The sequence below is a fragment of the Celeribacter sp. SCSIO 80838 genome, assembly GCF_056498065.1.
Genome location: NZ_JAZKMA010000001.1, coordinates 3369998 through 3384256 on the forward strand (window position 1 = coordinate 3369998; position 14259 = coordinate 3384256).

Annotated in this window: 15 protein-coding genes, 1 tRNA gene and 1 pseudogene; 2 read left to right on the top strand and 15 right to left on the bottom strand. The window is 60.6% G+C overall.

The features are described 5' to 3' along the window. From V1475_RS16830 to V1475_RS16895, 14 genes are all read right to left on the bottom strand, one after another. Positions 1-771 (bottom strand): 2-keto-4-pentenoate hydratase, encoded by a 771-nt coding sequence (locus V1475_RS16830; protein ID WP_479413675.1) that lies wholly within the window; start codon positions 769-771, stop codon positions 1-3. Continuing rightward, on the bottom strand, positions 768-1736 hold the full coding sequence (locus V1475_RS16835; protein WP_479413676.1) for an NAD(P)H-dependent flavin oxidoreductase: 969 nt from the start codon (positions 1734-1736) through the stop codon (positions 768-770). Before V1475_RS16835 ends, V1475_RS16830 begins: the two co-directional genes overlap by 4 nt. Continuing rightward, the gene (locus V1475_RS16840; protein WP_479413677.1) at positions 1733-2533 is read right to left on the bottom strand and encodes an SDR family NAD(P)-dependent oxidoreductase; all 801 of its coding nucleotides are present in this window, start codon (positions 2531-2533) and stop codon (positions 1733-1735) included. Before V1475_RS16840 ends, V1475_RS16835 begins: the two co-directional genes overlap by 4 nt. Next, positions 2533-3090 (bottom strand): 3-phenylpropionate/cinnamic acid dioxygenase subunit beta, encoded by a 558-nt coding sequence (locus tag V1475_RS16845; RefSeq protein ID WP_479413678.1) that lies wholly within the window; start codon positions 3088-3090, stop codon positions 2533-2535. Before V1475_RS16845 ends, V1475_RS16840 begins: the two co-directional genes overlap by 1 nt. A 5-nt stretch (positions 3091-3095) precedes the next feature. Beyond that, positions 3096-4499 (bottom strand): aromatic ring-hydroxylating oxygenase subunit alpha, encoded by a 1404-nt coding sequence (locus tag V1475_RS16850; RefSeq protein ID WP_479413679.1) that lies wholly within the window; start codon positions 4497-4499, stop codon positions 3096-3098. Further along, positions 4492-4818: a Rieske (2Fe-2S) protein gene (locus tag V1475_RS16855; protein WP_434286716.1), complete on the bottom strand. Its 327-nt coding sequence runs from the start codon at positions 4816-4818 to the stop codon at positions 4492-4494. The genes V1475_RS16850 and V1475_RS16855 overlap by 8 nt, the downstream gene beginning before the upstream one ends. Continuing rightward, complete coding sequence (locus V1475_RS16860) at positions 4815-5648, bottom strand: DODA-type extradiol aromatic ring-opening family dioxygenase (RefSeq protein ID WP_479413680.1); 834 nt, start codon at positions 5646-5648, stop codon at positions 4815-4817. The genes V1475_RS16855 and V1475_RS16860 overlap by 4 nt, the downstream gene beginning before the upstream one ends. A 2-nt stretch (positions 5649-5650) precedes the next feature. Then, on the bottom strand, positions 5651-5908 hold the full coding sequence (locus V1475_RS16865; RefSeq protein WP_479413681.1) for a hypothetical protein: 258 nt from the start codon (positions 5906-5908) through the stop codon (positions 5651-5653). Beyond that, positions 5905-6732 carry an alpha/beta fold hydrolase gene (locus tag V1475_RS16870; RefSeq protein ID WP_434286713.1) on the bottom strand — a complete coding sequence of 276 codons (828 nt, stop codon included), beginning with the start codon at positions 6730-6732 and terminating at the stop codon, positions 5905-5907. The genes V1475_RS16865 and V1475_RS16870 overlap by 4 nt, the downstream gene beginning before the upstream one ends. Before the next feature lie 9 nt (positions 6733-6741). Then, positions 6742-8031 carry a TRAP transporter large permease gene (locus V1475_RS16875; RefSeq protein WP_479413682.1) on the bottom strand — a complete coding sequence of 430 codons (1290 nt, stop codon included), beginning with the start codon at positions 8029-8031 and terminating at the stop codon, positions 6742-6744. Then, positions 8028-8525, bottom strand: coding sequence for a TRAP transporter small permease (locus tag V1475_RS16880; protein WP_479413683.1), 498 nt, complete (start codon positions 8523-8525; stop codon positions 8028-8030). The genes V1475_RS16875 and V1475_RS16880 overlap by 4 nt, the downstream gene beginning before the upstream one ends. After that, positions 8525-9571, bottom strand: coding sequence for a TRAP transporter substrate-binding protein (locus V1475_RS16885; RefSeq protein WP_479413684.1), 1047 nt, complete (start codon positions 9569-9571; stop codon positions 8525-8527). Before V1475_RS16885 ends, V1475_RS16880 begins: the two co-directional genes overlap by 1 nt. A gap of 71 nt (positions 9572-9642) precedes the next feature. Continuing rightward, entirely contained in the window at positions 9643-11169 is a 1527-nt protein-coding gene (locus V1475_RS16890) for a class I adenylate-forming enzyme family protein (protein WP_479413685.1), read from the bottom strand. 372 nt (positions 11170-11541) lie between these two features. Then, a tRNA-Leu gene (locus V1475_RS16895) sits at positions 11542-11626 on the bottom strand. Between the two features lie 143 nt (positions 11627-11769). Here V1475_RS16895 and V1475_RS16900 point away from each other — a divergent pair. Next, positions 11770-12090, top strand: a complete 321-nt coding sequence (locus V1475_RS16900; RefSeq protein ID WP_479413686.1) for a hypothetical protein — start codon at positions 11770-11772, stop codon at positions 12088-12090. Between the two features lie 87 nt (positions 12091-12177). On the opposite strand, the pseudogene V1475_RS16905 reads toward V1475_RS16900, so the two are convergent. After that, positions 12178-13745, bottom strand: a pseudogene (locus V1475_RS16905) (NAD(P)H-hydrate dehydratase). Between the two features lie 172 nt (positions 13746-13917). On the opposite strand from V1475_RS16905, the gene V1475_RS16910 reads away from it, so the two are divergent. Further along, positions 13918-14256 (top strand): P-II family nitrogen regulator, encoded by a 339-nt coding sequence (locus V1475_RS16910; RefSeq protein WP_066708988.1) that lies wholly within the window; start codon positions 13918-13920, stop codon positions 14254-14256. Positions 14257-14259 lie beyond the last annotated feature (3 nt).

Below are 14259 nucleotides of genomic sequence, written 5' to 3' on the forward strand. Positions count from 1 at the left end.
TTATTCTCCAAATCCTATGGCGGTTTCGCCAAATCCTTCGATCTCTGCGGTAAAGCGCGCGCCGGGGGTGGCCGCGACCATCGGCCCCAAAGCGCCCGACAGAACCACGTCGCCCTCGCCCAGAGGCCGACCGGCCTTGGCCATGGTGCGCGCCAGCCACAACAATGCGTTCAACGGCGAGCCGAGACAGGCACGGCCCACGCCTTGCGATACGACCTCATCGCCGGAGCGCATCTCCATGCGGCAATTCAGCAAATCCGCATCGGTCAATTTGCGCGCCGACGGGCCGAGTGTGAAAAACGCCGACGACGCGTTATCCGCCACGGTATCGACGAATTTGATGTCCCAGTGCGCGATCCGCGAGCCGACGATCTCGAACGACGGGACCACATATTCCACCGCACGCATCGCCTCGGCCATGGTGCAATCGGGCATTGAGAGATCGCGCCCGATCACAAAGGCCAGCTCGGCCTCCGCTTTCCACTGCGCGCCTTCGGACCAGGGCAAAACTGCGCCATGGGCCAGATCCATATCGGCGAACAACATGCCGTAATCCGGCTGATCGACGCCAAGCTGCGCTTGTACAGCCGGGTTCGTCAGCCCGATCTTGCGGCCCACAAGACGCCCGCCCGCTTTGAGCCGCGCCTCGGTGTTGATCTCCTGAATGGCGTAGGCGTCTTCGCCCGTCATCACCCGGTCCCGGATGGCGGGGATCGGCGTGGCGCTGGCCTCTGCGGCGCGCAAAGCCTCTGCAATCTGTTGCAAACTCATGCCAGTTCCTTTGTTTTGGCGAAACGTGTGGCAAGGCTTTCGCCCGCCGCTTGGTAGCCTTTGGCCAGTTCATCGACGATCTCGGCCATGGGAGCGATCTTGTGGATCTGGCCCACGCCCTGCCCCGCGCTCCAGACGGTTTTCCAGGCCTTGGCCCCCGAATGCATATCGCCGGAAAAGTCGATCTTCGCCTCGGCTTTCATGTCATCAAGATCGAGCCCGGCGGCAGCCACAGAGGCTTTCATCCAGTTGCCCAAAGCGCCGGTGATGGCTTTGGACGCGATCAGATCTTCGATCCCGCTGTCGATCACCATCTGGCGGTAACCGTCGCCGATCAGGCTCTCGGAGGCCCCCAGAAACCGTGTGCCGACATAGGCGAAATCCGCGCCGAGCATCTCGACCGCCAACACGCCTTCGCCGGTGGAAATTCCGCCGCCGACCGCGATGGGACCGTCGAAGAACTGGCGCACCTCATCGAGGAACGGCGCCATCGCATAGGTGCCGGTGTGGCCGCCCGCGCCCGCACAGACAAGCACCAGCCCATCCGCGCCTTTCTCGATCGCCTTGCGGGCATAGGTGGGGCTGTTGACGTCCGCAAAGACCAACCCGCCATAGCCATGCACCACCTCAGTGACGCGATGCGGGCCGCCCAGAGCGGTAATGACGATCTCGGGCTTGAACTCTTCCACAAGCGCAAGCTCGTCCTCGAACCGGCCATAGCTTGTGTGAGTGATCATGTTGAAGGCAAAGGGAAGTTTCTCCGCCCCCAAGGCCGCATGAATGGTTTCGAACCAGCCGCGCAGGTCCGCAATCGTACGCCCGTTCGGCCCCGGAAAAGCCCCCATGATGCCCGCGCGTGCCGCGGCGATCACCATGTCGGGGCCAGACACCAGAAACATCGGTGCAGAGATCACCGGAAGACGCAGCCGCGCCTTCAGGGCTTCGATCTGTTGACGTGCTGTCATGTGGTTTTCCTCCTGCGCCGTCCGCGCACCTCGATGCCCCCGTCGGAGCGTATGATTTCGGAAGTGACAAACCGGCTTTCCTCGCGCGACGCGAGCGTCACATAGAGGCTGGCGTGATCTTCGGGTTCCGAGAGAAACCCGAGCGGCACATTGCGCGCGACCATGTCCTCGAAGCCGTCGAGATCGGCGAGCGCGCGGGTGTCTCCCGGCAAACCGCCAAGCCCCGTGCGCGTGCCGCCGGGGGCGACCGCGTTCACACGAATTTCGGGAGCCAACTCATAGGCAAGCTGTTTCACCGTACCAACGAGCGCATGTTTCGAGCTGACATAAAGCGCCCCGCCGCCACCCGCGAAAAAGGACGAGGACGAGAGCGTGTAAACGATGCTGCCCCGGCTTTCGCGCAGCGCATCGACCGCCGCGCGGGTGCCCAGAAGGTAGCCCAGCACGTTGACGTCGAAGAGCTGACGATAACGGTCCTCCATGTCGGCGCCTTCGATGCTCTCGAACGGGTCGGAGAAATCGTAGACGCCGGCGTTGGGCACCAGCACGTCGAGCTTGCCGAATTGGGTCACGGCCATCTCCACGGCCGCGACATTGTCGTCCCAGTTGCGCACGTCGCCGGTGACGCAGGCGACTTTGTCACCGTGCATCGCCACCAGATCGTCGGCGTCACTGTCCGAGCGCACGAGCACGACACAGCGCGCGCCTTCCGCGATGAACCGGTCGACGACGGCGCGGCCAATGCCTTTGCCGCCGCCGGTGACCAGTGCGGAATATCCTTCGAGACGCCCCGCCATCAGAAGAACGTGTTCAGGTTTTTCGACAGAAGCACGTTCTGCACGATGAACACCCGACGGCGCAGCAGGCGATAGCCGCCATCGACCGCACGCAGAACGTCTTCGCGACGGCCATGAACGATGTCCTGATCCGCCTCGTTGCGGTTGCGTACATTGGTGAAGGCGGAATGCACGGCGAACAGCGTCGGATCGTCGGTGGCGTTCACCTCGATGTTGGAGATCTGATGCAAATGCCGGGTCTGCGGGTTGTCGGCCCAGGCGGAAGGCTCGTTATAGCGCTTCACCCGGATTTCGAGTTCCTTCCAGGAGTCGTCGAAATAGGCCGCCTCGCCATAGGCGAACATGCCGCGCGGATCATCACGCCGACGCGTCTCCATGTCCGGCATCCAGTAATGAATGCCCGGGTCGATGAAGCGCTCAAGCCATTCCTGATAGCGTTCGGCATCGAGGAAACGGACCTCGGCATGGAGCCAGCGGGTGATCGCACGTTCGGTTTCCAGATCGACGGGGCTGTCGAGATCTGCGAAGGGTTTGGAAATATCGAGAAAATCGAGCATCAACGTCACTCCGCCGCCTTGTCCGCTTTCTGCGGCGGCGCGGTTTCGCCGTTTTGCAGATCGGTCCAGTTGTCATATTCCATGAATTCCGCCCACCGCGTGTAGAACAGGCGCTGGTTGGCATCGTTCATCGAGCCTTTGTGGATATGCCCCGGCAGGTCGCGTTCGAGATCGGCGCTTTCCATACCGAGCGCGTAGTGCAGCGGCTGCTGTTTGGTGACAAAGCCCTGATTGACGCGGGTGGAATATTCCCAGTTCTCACCGTCATCCATCTCGAAAACCCCGCCCGGCGAGAAGGTCATCATCACGCCTTTGCGGTAAAGTTCCTTGATGTGATCGGGGGCGTTTTTGTTCACCAGTGTCCAGACGACCAGCTCGATCTTGCCCGGCCCGCGCGGGTGCCAGACGCGGAAGGTGTTCTGCCCCGGCAGGAAAGAGAAGTTCGGAAACACCGTACAGGACGAGATCGCCCCGATGGCCCGCGAGCGCAGCTCACCCAGACGGTCTTTCGCGGTCTCGGACAGTTCGTAGACGTAATCGACCAGTTCCGGGTAGCCCAACGTGCGGGTGTTGCCGACCTTGTCGAGGTTGGTCTCAATGCCGTGGCCATAGACGGAGGCCTGAAACGCCAGTTCCTCGTAACGTTTGCCGAGATCGACACCGCCGCCAAGGATCGCTTGCGCGCCCGACTGGTGCGTCCAGAAGGCATGGAGGATGTCGCCGACAAAGTTCTCCGCCGGGAATTTCCAGTTGCAGTCGATCTCCGACTTGATCGCGCCGCCGATGAATTCGGTGCCGCCCTCGTCATTGTCGAGCATGATGTCGAGGTAGAAGGTGAACGGCCCGAAGAAATCCAGAAGCGAGGGCGCGTTCGGATCGAAGGTGCCGAAAATCAGGCCCTTATAGCTGTCCACCTGCGCCACAGGCGTGAGGCCGATCTGGGCCTTTTCGAAGTTTTCATCCTTCTCATAGACCTTGCCATCGGTGCCGCGCAGGCCGCCGTCGATGCCGAAAGACCAGCCGTGGTAATTGCAGATAAACCCGCGTGCCTTGGTGCCCGCATCGACCATGCAGACCCGGTTGCCCCGGTGCGGGCAGGAGTTGAGAAAGGCTTTGACCGTCTTGTCGCGCTGGCGCACGACGATGACGTCATCTTCGCCCATCGAAGTGCGGATGAAATCGCCCGGATTGGGGATCTGACTCTCATGCGCCAGGAACAGCCACGACCGCGCAAAGATCTGTTGCAGCTCGGCCTGATAGACGCCTTCGTCCACAAAAACGCTGCGGTCCACCTGAGCGCGTTCGCGATCCACAAGCTTGGCGTAGTTCGGGTAGCTGCCGGCCTTGGGATAGACCGGGGCCATGTTCGGGCGACCGGATTTGCCGCCGCTGCATCCATCGTTACACATGTTCGGGTCCTCCTGTGAGGGTGGCGAAAACCTTGCCGTCGCGGTCTTCGCATTTGAAGAAAGAGAGATTGGGGCAGCCGACGGGCGGGTTGTGCACCTTGCCGGTGTCCAGTTCGAATTCGGCGAAATGCACACCGCAGACCACACGGCCGTCTTCGAGCCAGCCTTCGGCGAGGCTCTCGTCGGCATGCGGGCAGCGGTCGGGGAAGACGTAGAGCTGGCCTTCATGACGTGCGATGGCGATGGCCGGGAAATCGGCCACATCGACGCGAAGAATTTCGCCTTCGCCGATGGCAGAGCTGTCGCAAAGTTCGATCATGCCGCGACCTCCAGTTCGGCAAAGCCCATGCCCGTGACCCAGCCTGCGACCGGCTCATAGCCGATCACGCGACCGCCCGCGGCGCGGGTGGCGGCCATCGCGCAGGCATAGGTGCGGATTTCCATCGCGCCGTTGCCGCCATCGCGCAGGATTTCCTCATCCGTGAGCGCCAGCATGGCGTCCTTGTCGCCACGGGTGACGATGTCGAGCACCTTTTTGTCGAATTCCGGGTTCACCTCGCCCATGCGCTCGTCGCCCACATGGTGCGAAATGCCGCCGGAGCCGATCACCACCACGCGCTCATTGCCCGGATAGCTCGCCACCGCATCGGCGATGTGCTCGCCCAGATCCCAGGCGCGTTTCATCGGCAGGTACGGGTCCACACCGCAGGCCAGCATGACCGCGACGATGGGGATGTTCTTGCCGGTCGGTTCCAGCATCAGGTGGTTCGGCACGGCAACCGAGTGATCGACATTGAGCGCGCGGCCCACGGTCCAGTCAAACCCGGTCTCGCTGCCCACCTTGGCGATATGTGCGCCGAGCGGGCCATGCGAGGGCAGCGGCTTGCGTTTGAGACCCGGAAGCTGATCCACCGGACCTTCGATCTCGCCGGTGGAGATCACATAGGGCGGCAGGCATTCAGTACCGAAGAGTATGTAGTGGTCACACCCAATCACGATGGCCGCGTCGGCCTCAAGCTCCTTGATCCGGTCGGCCATGGCGGCATAGGCAGCATAGCAGGCGTCGGATTGCTCTTTCGAGGCACCTTCGGGGTTGAAATACATGACAGGATTATGCGGGGCGACAAAGCCCCCGACGATGGTCGCCATAATTACGCCTCCTCGCGTTTCATGATTTTAAGATAATCGCGGTTCGATTTCCCGGCCTGAAGCCAGAAGCCCCAGGTCAGCATGGTGTTCACGCCCAGATCGGCCAGCTCGCGCACCTTGTAATTCAGGATCAGCCCGCGCTCGTCTTCGGCCAGTTGATAGCGGCTCAGATACTTCTCCGGGTCTTCGGCGAATTTCTTTTTATTCGCGCCCGAGGTGGAGAGATCGTAAAGGACCTTTTCAAGCGTGTTGCGGCTCATGCGTCACCTCCGAGGAAGTCTTTGACCAGTTTCAGGAATTCGGCCTCACGTTCGATCTGGACCCAGTGACCGCATTTGCCAAAGGAATGCAGGTCGGAGTTTTCGACCCATTGATGCATGTCGAGCGCGCGCTCATACGGCACCACGCGGTCCTCACGACCGTGAAGGATCAGGGTTTTATGCGTGACCTTGCGCAGAAGCTTTTCGGGAATGCCGCGCACGATCGGATTGTCGCCGGTCGGCGGAGGCATGAGCTTGCGGAAAGCTTCGAGCGCGCCGTCACGGGTCGCGGCCTCAAAACGGGCTTCGATCAGGTCCTCGGTGATGATCGTCTCATCATAGGGGAAATAGCTGATCGCACGGCGCATCGACGGCATGGTGCCATCGAACTCGCCCTGCGCGCGCAAACCCTCGGTGATCGGGAAATGGCCACAGGGCGTGCCCAGAAGCACCAGCCGGTCGATCCGGTCCGGGTGATTGATCGCGGTCATGAGACCCAGAGCGCCGCCAAAGGAATTGCCGACGACGGAGATTTTCTCGATCTCCAGCGCATCGAGAATGCCGACGAAATGCTCGACCCAGAGCATGATGTTGTACTGCGTGTCAGCCTTGAGCTCGGTCGCACCAAAGCCCGCGATGTCGGGCGCGATGATGTCGAAGCTTTCGGACAGCGGCGCGATGACCTTGCGCCAGTTGGCCCATGCCGACACCCCGGCCCCGGAGCCGTGCAGCAGCGCAACCGGCTTGCCCTCGCCTGCACGATACAGGTTGGTCTTGTGATCGGCGGCTGTCAGCGTAAGCGTTTGTACGTCTGTATCGAGCATATTGCCCTCCTATTTCAGCAAATACGGCAGCGTGAGCGAGATCGCAGGGACGAAGACAACGAGCAGAACCCGCGCCACATCCGCCACGATGAACGGCACCACGCCACGAAAGATGTCGGTCAGCTGCACATCGCGCAGCACGGCGTTGAGGATGAAAACATTGAGGCCGATGGGCGGCGTGATCAGGCTGATCTCGACGACGACCACCACGAGCACCCCGAACCAGATCGGATCAAATCCGAGCGACACAATGAGCGGAAAGAACACCGGCACGGTCAGCAGCATCATCGAGATGCTTTCCAACACACAGCCCAGCACCACATAGATCAGGATGATGATGAAAATCACCAAAAGTGGCGGCACGGCCATGGCCTCGATCGAACCGACAAGCGCTTGCGGCACACGGGCGACATTGACGAGATTGGCGAACAGGAAGCTGCCGATCAGGATCATCATCAGCGACACGGTGGTGGAGATGCCGTCCGCGAGCGAGGTCTTGAGCATCTGGAACGTCAGCCGCCCGCGCAGCGCGGCGATCAAAAGCGCTCCAAACGCGCCGATGCCCGCACTTTCCGTGGGCGAGAACAACCCGCCATAGATGCCGCCCATCACCACACCGAAGAGCAAGATCACAGACCACACGCCGGTCAGCGCCTTGACCCGTTCGGACCAGGTCGGCTTTTCGCCCGCAGGTCCGGCTTTGGGATCGCGCAGCACGGTCCAGAACACAGCACCTGCATAAAGGAACATCCCCATGATGCCCGGCACAATGCCCGCCATAAACAGCGCACCGATGTCGGTTTCGGTCATGATGCCATAGAACACCAGTGCGATGGAGGGCGGGATCAGGATGCCCAACGTGCCACCCGCCGCGATGGAGCCCGTGGCCAGAGGCGTGTTGTAGCCATAGCGTTTCATCTGCGGATAAGCGATGCGCGACATGGTGGCCGCCGTCGCCAAGGACGAGCCGGACACCGCGCCAAACCCGCCACAGGCCACGATGGTCGAGAGCGCTAAGCCGCCGCGCAGATGTCCGACGAGGGCATAACAGGCACGGAACAGTTCCTCGGCGATGCCGGAATGCGCGATGAAAGCGCCCATGACGATGAACAGCGGGATGACCGCGAATTCATAGGTCAGAACGGTTTCCGAGGCGATGATACCCACCTGCGAAAACGCGGCGGTCCAGCCTTGGAATGCCGCAAGCCCAACAAGGCCGACAAGCCCCGTCGCCACCGCAATCGGCGTGCGCAGGAACAACAGCACCATGAGGGCGAGAAATGCCAAACCGATGATCATTTCAGGTCCTCTTTGCGGGCTTGGAGTTTTGGGATGACGGCGAGTGCCGTGCTCAGCGCTGCCAAAGCGGCGAAGCCTGCGTAGACCGCGAGCGGCAACCATTTTTCGAGCGGCAGGAAGAGGAAGGTCTCATGCCAGCGCTGCATCTGAACGGCCTGACGGGCCACATAAAGCGCGACGATGGTGAAAAAGACGACTTCCAAAAGCCAGACCCCGCCCGCACGGATGCGGTCGAAGCGCGGGAAGCGGCTCAGAAACCCTTCGATCAGGTCGATGCGGATGTGATCGCGGGTCCAGTTCATACCGATGAGACCGGCATAAACGGCGACGCCCAGAAGCAACCCGACCAACTCGTAAGCAAAGCCCAGAGGGCTCGCGAACACCACCCGGCCGATGACATCGACCGCAGTGATCACGACGAGCCCCACAAGGGCCACTTCCGCAAGAATGCGGAAGGGCCACTGGGCATATTTCATGAGATCATGCGGGTGCATTACTGGCTCAGCCCTTCGATCTCGGTGTTGTAAAAGGCCACAGCCGCCTCAGCGTCGATGCCGAGCCCGGTCGCAGTCTCTTTCCACGCATCCAATTCGCCCGAAAAGGCCTCTGCGATCTCCGCCATGAAGGCCTCAGAGGCGGTGACGTAATCCTCGCCCAAACGCTCCTTGAACGCTTCCCCGGCTGCGATGTCGTTGGACTGCCACAGCCCGCCCATGGTCTCAGACAGCACCTCGCCCGAGATCTCCATGATCGCCGCCTGATCCTCGGGGCTGATCTTGTCCCATTTGCCTTTGTTCATGATGACAAAGGCGGAATTCGAAAAAATCCCGCCCGGCACGCGGGTCACGCCGTGGACGTCCTCATCGACCTTAAACCCTGTCACGAGTTCGTCGGAAATCACCGTCCCGTCGACGATCCCGCGCGACAGCATTTCGCGCAGCTCGGTCAAAGAGCCAGAGACCGGCACGACGCCCTGTTCCTGAAGCACGCGGCCCACAACCGGCGTCGGCACGCGCATCTTTTTGCCCTTGAGATCGGCCATCGAGGTGACGGGGGCTTTGCGCATCGAGATATTACCACCAGCGGTCACATGCATGGCCAACGTCACGACGTCGCTCTGCATGCCGGTCGGTTCGAAATATTCCTTCCACAGCCGCCAATAGGCTTTGGACGACACACCGGCATCAACTGTGATGAATGGCAGCTCGACCATCTCGGTCAACGGGAACACCCCCGGCGTATAGCCATGCGGCCCCCATGCGATGTCGGCCACGCCGTCGATCACGGCCTGATAATTGCGGTTCGGCGGCGCGAGGGGTTTGGCGGAGGCCTGAACCTTCACGCGGCCCTCTGTGACCTCTTCGATCTGCTCGAACCACTTATAAAGCCCGTCGGCCTGCGACCAGTGCCCGCTTGGGAACCATTGGTTGTAGTTAAGGACCAGAGCGTCCTCAGCCAATGCGGGCATACCCGCAATTGTGAGGGCTACGGCGCTCAAAGCGCCTTTCAAAAGTGTGCGGCGTTTCGGTTGTGCAGTCATGTCTGTGTTTCCTCCCTTTGAACACAGGTGGGTATCAATCGTGTGCGATTGGCCAATTCAGGCCCTTGAGATCAGGCGCTCACCGTCTCTAGCGGCTCTCTCGCGCGCGCCTTCAAAGCCATCCGGTCCACTTTTCCGGCGGGCGTTAGCGGCAGTGCGTCAAGAAACTCCACTCGGCCGGGCAGTTTGTATTTGACGAGGAACTGTTTGCTCTCTTCGCAGAGGCCCTCTTGGTCGATCGCGTAGCCATCACGCAGCGTCACATAGGCGACGACGATCTCGCCGGAGCGTTCATCGGGCGCGCCAACGACGCAGACCCCGGCAACAGACGGATGCGACATGATCGCCTCCTCCACTTCACGCGGGAACACGTTGAAGCCTTTGTGAATGATCACGTCTTTCTTGCGATCCGTGATCGTCAGAAAGCCCTCGTCGTCGATCACGCCAATATCGCCGGTGTGCACCCAACCGTCGCGCATTACGAGGTCTGTTTCCTCGGCATTGTTGCAGTAGCCGGGCATGATATGCGGCCCTCGCACGCGGATTTCGCCCGCCTCACCACGTGGCATGGACCGCGTCCCGGTCTCCAAGTCGACGATATCGACGTCGGTATTCGGTACGGGTTTGCCAGCCGCACCCGGACGATGGCCCGACTCTTCGGTGTTGACCGCAATCGGCGCAACCTCGGTCATGCCGTAGCCCTCGTAGATCGTCAGCCCTGTGAGTTCTTTCCAACGACGATGCACTTCGACTGGATAGGCCGCGCCGCCACCTGGACAAACCCGAAGCGAGCTCAGATCACGTTTGTCGAGATCCGGGTCGGCCATCATCGCCTGATAGATTGCGGGCGGTCCGCCGCCCAACACGGTGACTTTTTCCCGTTCGATCAGATCGAGCACATCCGCCGGGTGAAACCGTTCCGGTACAATAGACGAACCGCCGGATTGAAGCGGCAGACAGATGCCAGCAAGGAAGCCGTAAATATGGCTATAGGGCGCGATGGGCAGAAACACCTCCGCCTCTCGCATGGGCCAGCCCCATTGCATACGCGCGCCAGCCTCAACCAGTTTGCGATGGGTGTAGAGAATGCGCTTCGGCACACCCGTGGTGCCGCCTGAGAACAGGTAGGTGGCCGGCTCGTCGCCCTGCCCGCAGGCGCTTTCCCGTGCGCTGTCGGTTGCGATCCACGCCGCGATCAGCGCCTGATCGACGACAATCGCCTGTTCGTTGAATTCGAGCACATGATCCGAAAACACCATTTCCGGCATCAGGGTATTCATCAAAATCGCGCCCGATTTCCGTGGCATCGCCGCGTTCAACAGCGCCGGGCGCGCACCCGAAAACAGTACTCCAAGGTATGTTATGAAGAAATTTGAACCGTTGCTCATGAACATGGCAACGTCCTTGCCGTGCAGGCGATCTCCGTAGGTTTCGGAAAAGCCTTTGACGGCCTTCTCGGCTTCCCCCCAGGTCAACCTGATTTGTTTATCCGTGATAAACAGGCGATCCGGGTGCGTAATTGCGCCGTTTTGAAAAATTTCCACAAGGCTTCCGGCTGGCAGGGAACCCTGCCAGTCAAGCAAATCAAGCGATGTCATGTGCGTTCCTCCCGCTATGAGAGAAGACCATACACAGGGATTCGATTCCGTCAATACTCTAAAGTACTGTCAATTGTCCGAAGCCCCGTCACTGTTCGCCTTGACCGGAAGAGATGCGCAGAACCTCAACTGCCCCGCACCTATGGAAGTGCCTTGGAGCGCTCAGAATCTCGGCGCGATCACCGAAAAACATTCAAAACACAGCATGGACAGAGTTTTACGGCCCTTCAGGACACGCCCCTTATAGGCTGGAAAGCCCACGGCACGCGAAGACGGGGAAGGCAGCCAAACGAAAGCGCCGGAGAAGAGGTGGGACTTCTTGAAACGCACCAGGCCCCCAAGGAGCACATCGCGCGGCAGGCCAATTCAAGATGGTGCGGGTGGAGGGACTTGAACCCCCACGCCTTGCGGCGCCAGAACCTAAATCTGGTGCGTCTACCAATTTCGCCACACCCGCGTTGGCGCGCTGATAGCAAAAGTGCAACATAAGGAAAAGGGCCAATCGCCCGCATAAAGGCCAGCCAAGAAAATCCTGTCCGTTAACACAAAATTACCATATTCTCGGGACCATATGAGGCAGAGACATTCAGAGGCCCTGACATGACCTATAAAGGCAGCGGGCACGACCACGAGCATGACGACGGGCGCAATCCGTCGAAACGGCTCCGCGTGCGTGGCATTTTACCCAATTACGACAAGGGCTTGCCCCTTGGCACCAAGGTGATGACCGCCGATGGCATCCTGCCGGTCGAGTTTCTCGAACCCGGGGACCGGGTGATCACGCGGTCGGGCATGCGGACACTTTTGGGCATCGACACCCCCGCACCGAAGCGGTTCAAGCTGAGCTTTGAGCGCGAGGAAGTGATCTATGCCGACGGGCTTATGGTGATGAGCGAAACGGGAATGCCCTTCGCCGCCTGATTTTTATGCAGTCCGAGCGATGTAAAAAGCCGCCCCTTCGAGGCGGCTTTTGTTTTGAGTATTTTCCGAAGCAAAGGAAACCAAAAGTCAGAGCCCCAGCGCCCGGAAGACCTTTGGCAATTCTTCAGGCAGGTCCTCAGCGATCAGGCCGGGACCGAAGCTGCGGGCCGCTTCGACATGGAGCCAGGCGGCGGTTTCCGCAGCATGATGTGGGGCAAGCCCGCGCGCCATGAGGCCGGTGATCAGCCCCGCAAGGACATCGCCGGAGCCAGCGGTCGCGAGCCACGGCGCGGCACGATCATAGACGGCGGCGTTGATCGAACAGCGCCCGTTCGGCGAAGCGATCACCGTATCGGGGCCTTTGAACAGCACGGTACAGCCCGCGCGTTTGGCGGCCTCGCGCGTCGCATCCACTTTACTATAGGCAGGGCCTTTGGAGGGGCGCTCCGCGAGTTTGGCGGCGAGGTCGGGAAAGAGGCGTTTGAACTCGCCCGCGTGAGGCGTGAGGACGCAATTTTCATGCAGGTCGGCAAAGCCGGTTTCGCTTTCGGAAAGTGCTGTGAGCGCATCGGCGTCGAGCACGGTGGCACGTTTGGCGGCGAGCGCATAGGGCAGGAACTCCCGCGCCCGTTCGACGCCGAAACCGGGGCCAATGCAGAGCGCGTTGAGGCGTTTGTCGGTCAGCACACGCGACAGGATTTCCGGCGTGTCGATTTCGGTGAGCATGATGGCGGTGATCTGGGCGGCGACTTCTGTGACGGCCTCGTGCGGGGTGCCGAGGGTGACGAGGCCCGCCCCGACACGGAGAGCGGCGCGCGCCGCGAGACGCGCGGCACCGGTTTTGCCGGAGAGACCGGAGAGGATCAGGGCGTGACCGTGGGTGTATTTGTGGGCGCTGGTCATTGTTTCCTGAGGCCCCCAAAAGACGCGTTCGCAAGCTTGGCAGCTTCGACATGCCCTTCCGTCAAGCCGATATCAACGACCACGGTTTTCCCACAGGCCTCGGGACCATCCGCCAAGACATGCCCGAGCTTCATCCGGTGAAAGCTGACTGTCAGATTTGACATGATACAATAATCAAAGGGATTGTCGTCCACACCTAGGTACCGTCCGCTGTCCGCACAGACGCCAGATGGGATGTCTACCGAGACCACCTGAGGAAGGCCATATTCTGCCGAAGCCGCTTGCCAATAGTTCAGCTCCATTTGAGTACGCGGCAACGCATTGAAAGGACGCGTGAGACCAGTACCAAACAACGCATCAACAGCAAGCACTGTCCCCGGATGGTCTTCGCCGTATCCATCCATTCCTTCATCTGTCAGCGGAGCAACCGCCCCCAACTCCCGCCACCGCTCATAATTCGCCTTCGCGTCCGGCGGGAGTTTCTCAGGATCGCCATAGAGAAACACCTCCACCTCCCAGCCGCGCCCTTTCAACAGGCGCGCGATGACAAACCCGTCGCCGCCGTTGTTGCCAGGCCCGCAGAGGACAACGGCTTTATACGAAGAGAGCGCCAGTTCCGGCCATTCCTCGAAAACCGCCGCGACGACGCCCGCGGCCGCGCGCTCCATCAGTTCCAGCCCGGAGACCTCCCCGCTGTCGATGGCCGCCTTCTCAACGGCGCGCATTTGTGCACTGGTCAGCAATTCTGCCATGTTTTGCCTCAAAAGTTTTCAAAATGCCCTTTTTAAACTCGCTTAGCACAAATATTATGCATGCATATGCGAATCCTGTGGGCGTTTTACGCCCCCTCAGGTTAGTCGATTGTGACCGCATAAGAGAAATGGTCTGACAGTCAGCGAACGAAGTTTAGGGAGTCGAAGGTCCATGAAAAAGATCGAAGCTGTGATCAAGCCCTTCAAGCTCGACGAAGTGAAAGAGGCGCTGCAAGAGATCGGCGTGCAAGGTCTTTCCGTGGTCGAGGTCAAAGGGTTCGGGCGCCAGAAAGGCCACACGGAGCTGTACCGCGGCGCGGAATATGTCGTGGACTTCCTGCCGAAAGTGAAAATCGAGGTCGTCCTCTCCGACGATCAGGTCGACGGCGCCATTGAGGCGATCGTGACCGCGGCCAAGACCGACAAGATCGGCGACGGCAAGATTTTCGTCTCGCCTGTCGAACAGGCGATCCGTATCCGCACTGGCGAGTCTGGCGAAGACGCGCTGTAAGGG

Excerpts from the sequence above, each read along its gene's own strand:
- V1475_RS16835 (WP_479413676.1), bottom strand. The coding sequence starts at position 1,736 with ATGACAGCACGTCAACAGATCGAAGCCCTGAAGGCGCGGCTGCGTCTT.
- V1475_RS16850 (WP_479413679.1), bottom strand. The coding sequence starts at position 4,499 with ATGTGTAACGATGGATGCAGCGGCGGCAAATCCGGTCGCCCGAACATG.
- V1475_RS16880 (WP_479413683.1), bottom strand. The coding sequence starts at position 8,525 with ATGCACCCGCATGATCTCATGAAATATGCCCAGTGGCCCTTCCGCATT.
- V1475_RS16875 (WP_479413682.1), bottom strand. The coding sequence starts at position 8,031 with ATGATCATCGGTTTGGCATTTCTCGCCCTCATGGTGCTGTTGTTCCTG.
- V1475_RS16900 (WP_479413686.1), top strand. The coding sequence starts at position 11,770 with ATGACCTATAAAGGCAGCGGGCACGACCACGAGCATGACGACGGGCGC.
- V1475_RS16910 (WP_066708988.1), top strand. The coding sequence starts at position 13,918 with ATGAAAAAGATCGAAGCTGTGATCAAGCCCTTCAAGCTCGACGAAGTG.
- V1475_RS16865 (WP_479413681.1), bottom strand. The coding sequence starts at position 5,908 with ATGAGCCGCAACACGCTTGAAAAGGTCCTTTACGATCTCTCCACCTCG.
- V1475_RS16885 (WP_479413684.1), bottom strand. The coding sequence starts at position 9,571 with ATGACTGCACAACCGAAACGCCGCACACTTTTGAAAGGCGCTTTGAGC.
- V1475_RS16855 (WP_434286716.1), bottom strand. The coding sequence starts at position 4,818 with ATGATCGAACTTTGCGACAGCTCTGCCATCGGCGAAGGCGAAATTCTT.
- V1475_RS16845 (WP_479413678.1), bottom strand. The coding sequence starts at position 3,090 with ATGCTCGATTTTCTCGATATTTCCAAACCCTTCGCAGATCTCGACAGC.
- V1475_RS16830 (WP_479413675.1), bottom strand. The coding sequence starts at position 771 with ATGAGTTTGCAACAGATTGCAGAGGCTTTGCGCGCCGCAGAGGCCAGC.
- V1475_RS16870 (WP_434286713.1), bottom strand. The coding sequence starts at position 6,732 with ATGCTCGATACAGACGTACAAACGCTTACGCTGACAGCCGCCGATCAC.
- V1475_RS16840 (WP_479413677.1), bottom strand. The coding sequence starts at position 2,533 with ATGGCGGGGCGTCTCGAAGGATATTCCGCACTGGTCACCGGCGGCGGC.
- V1475_RS16890 (WP_479413685.1), bottom strand. The coding sequence starts at position 11,169 with ATGACATCGCTTGATTTGCTTGACTGGCAGGGTTCCCTGCCAGCCGGA.
- V1475_RS16860 (WP_479413680.1), bottom strand. The coding sequence starts at position 5,648 with ATGGCGACCATCGTCGGGGGCTTTGTCGCCCCGCATAATCCTGTCATG.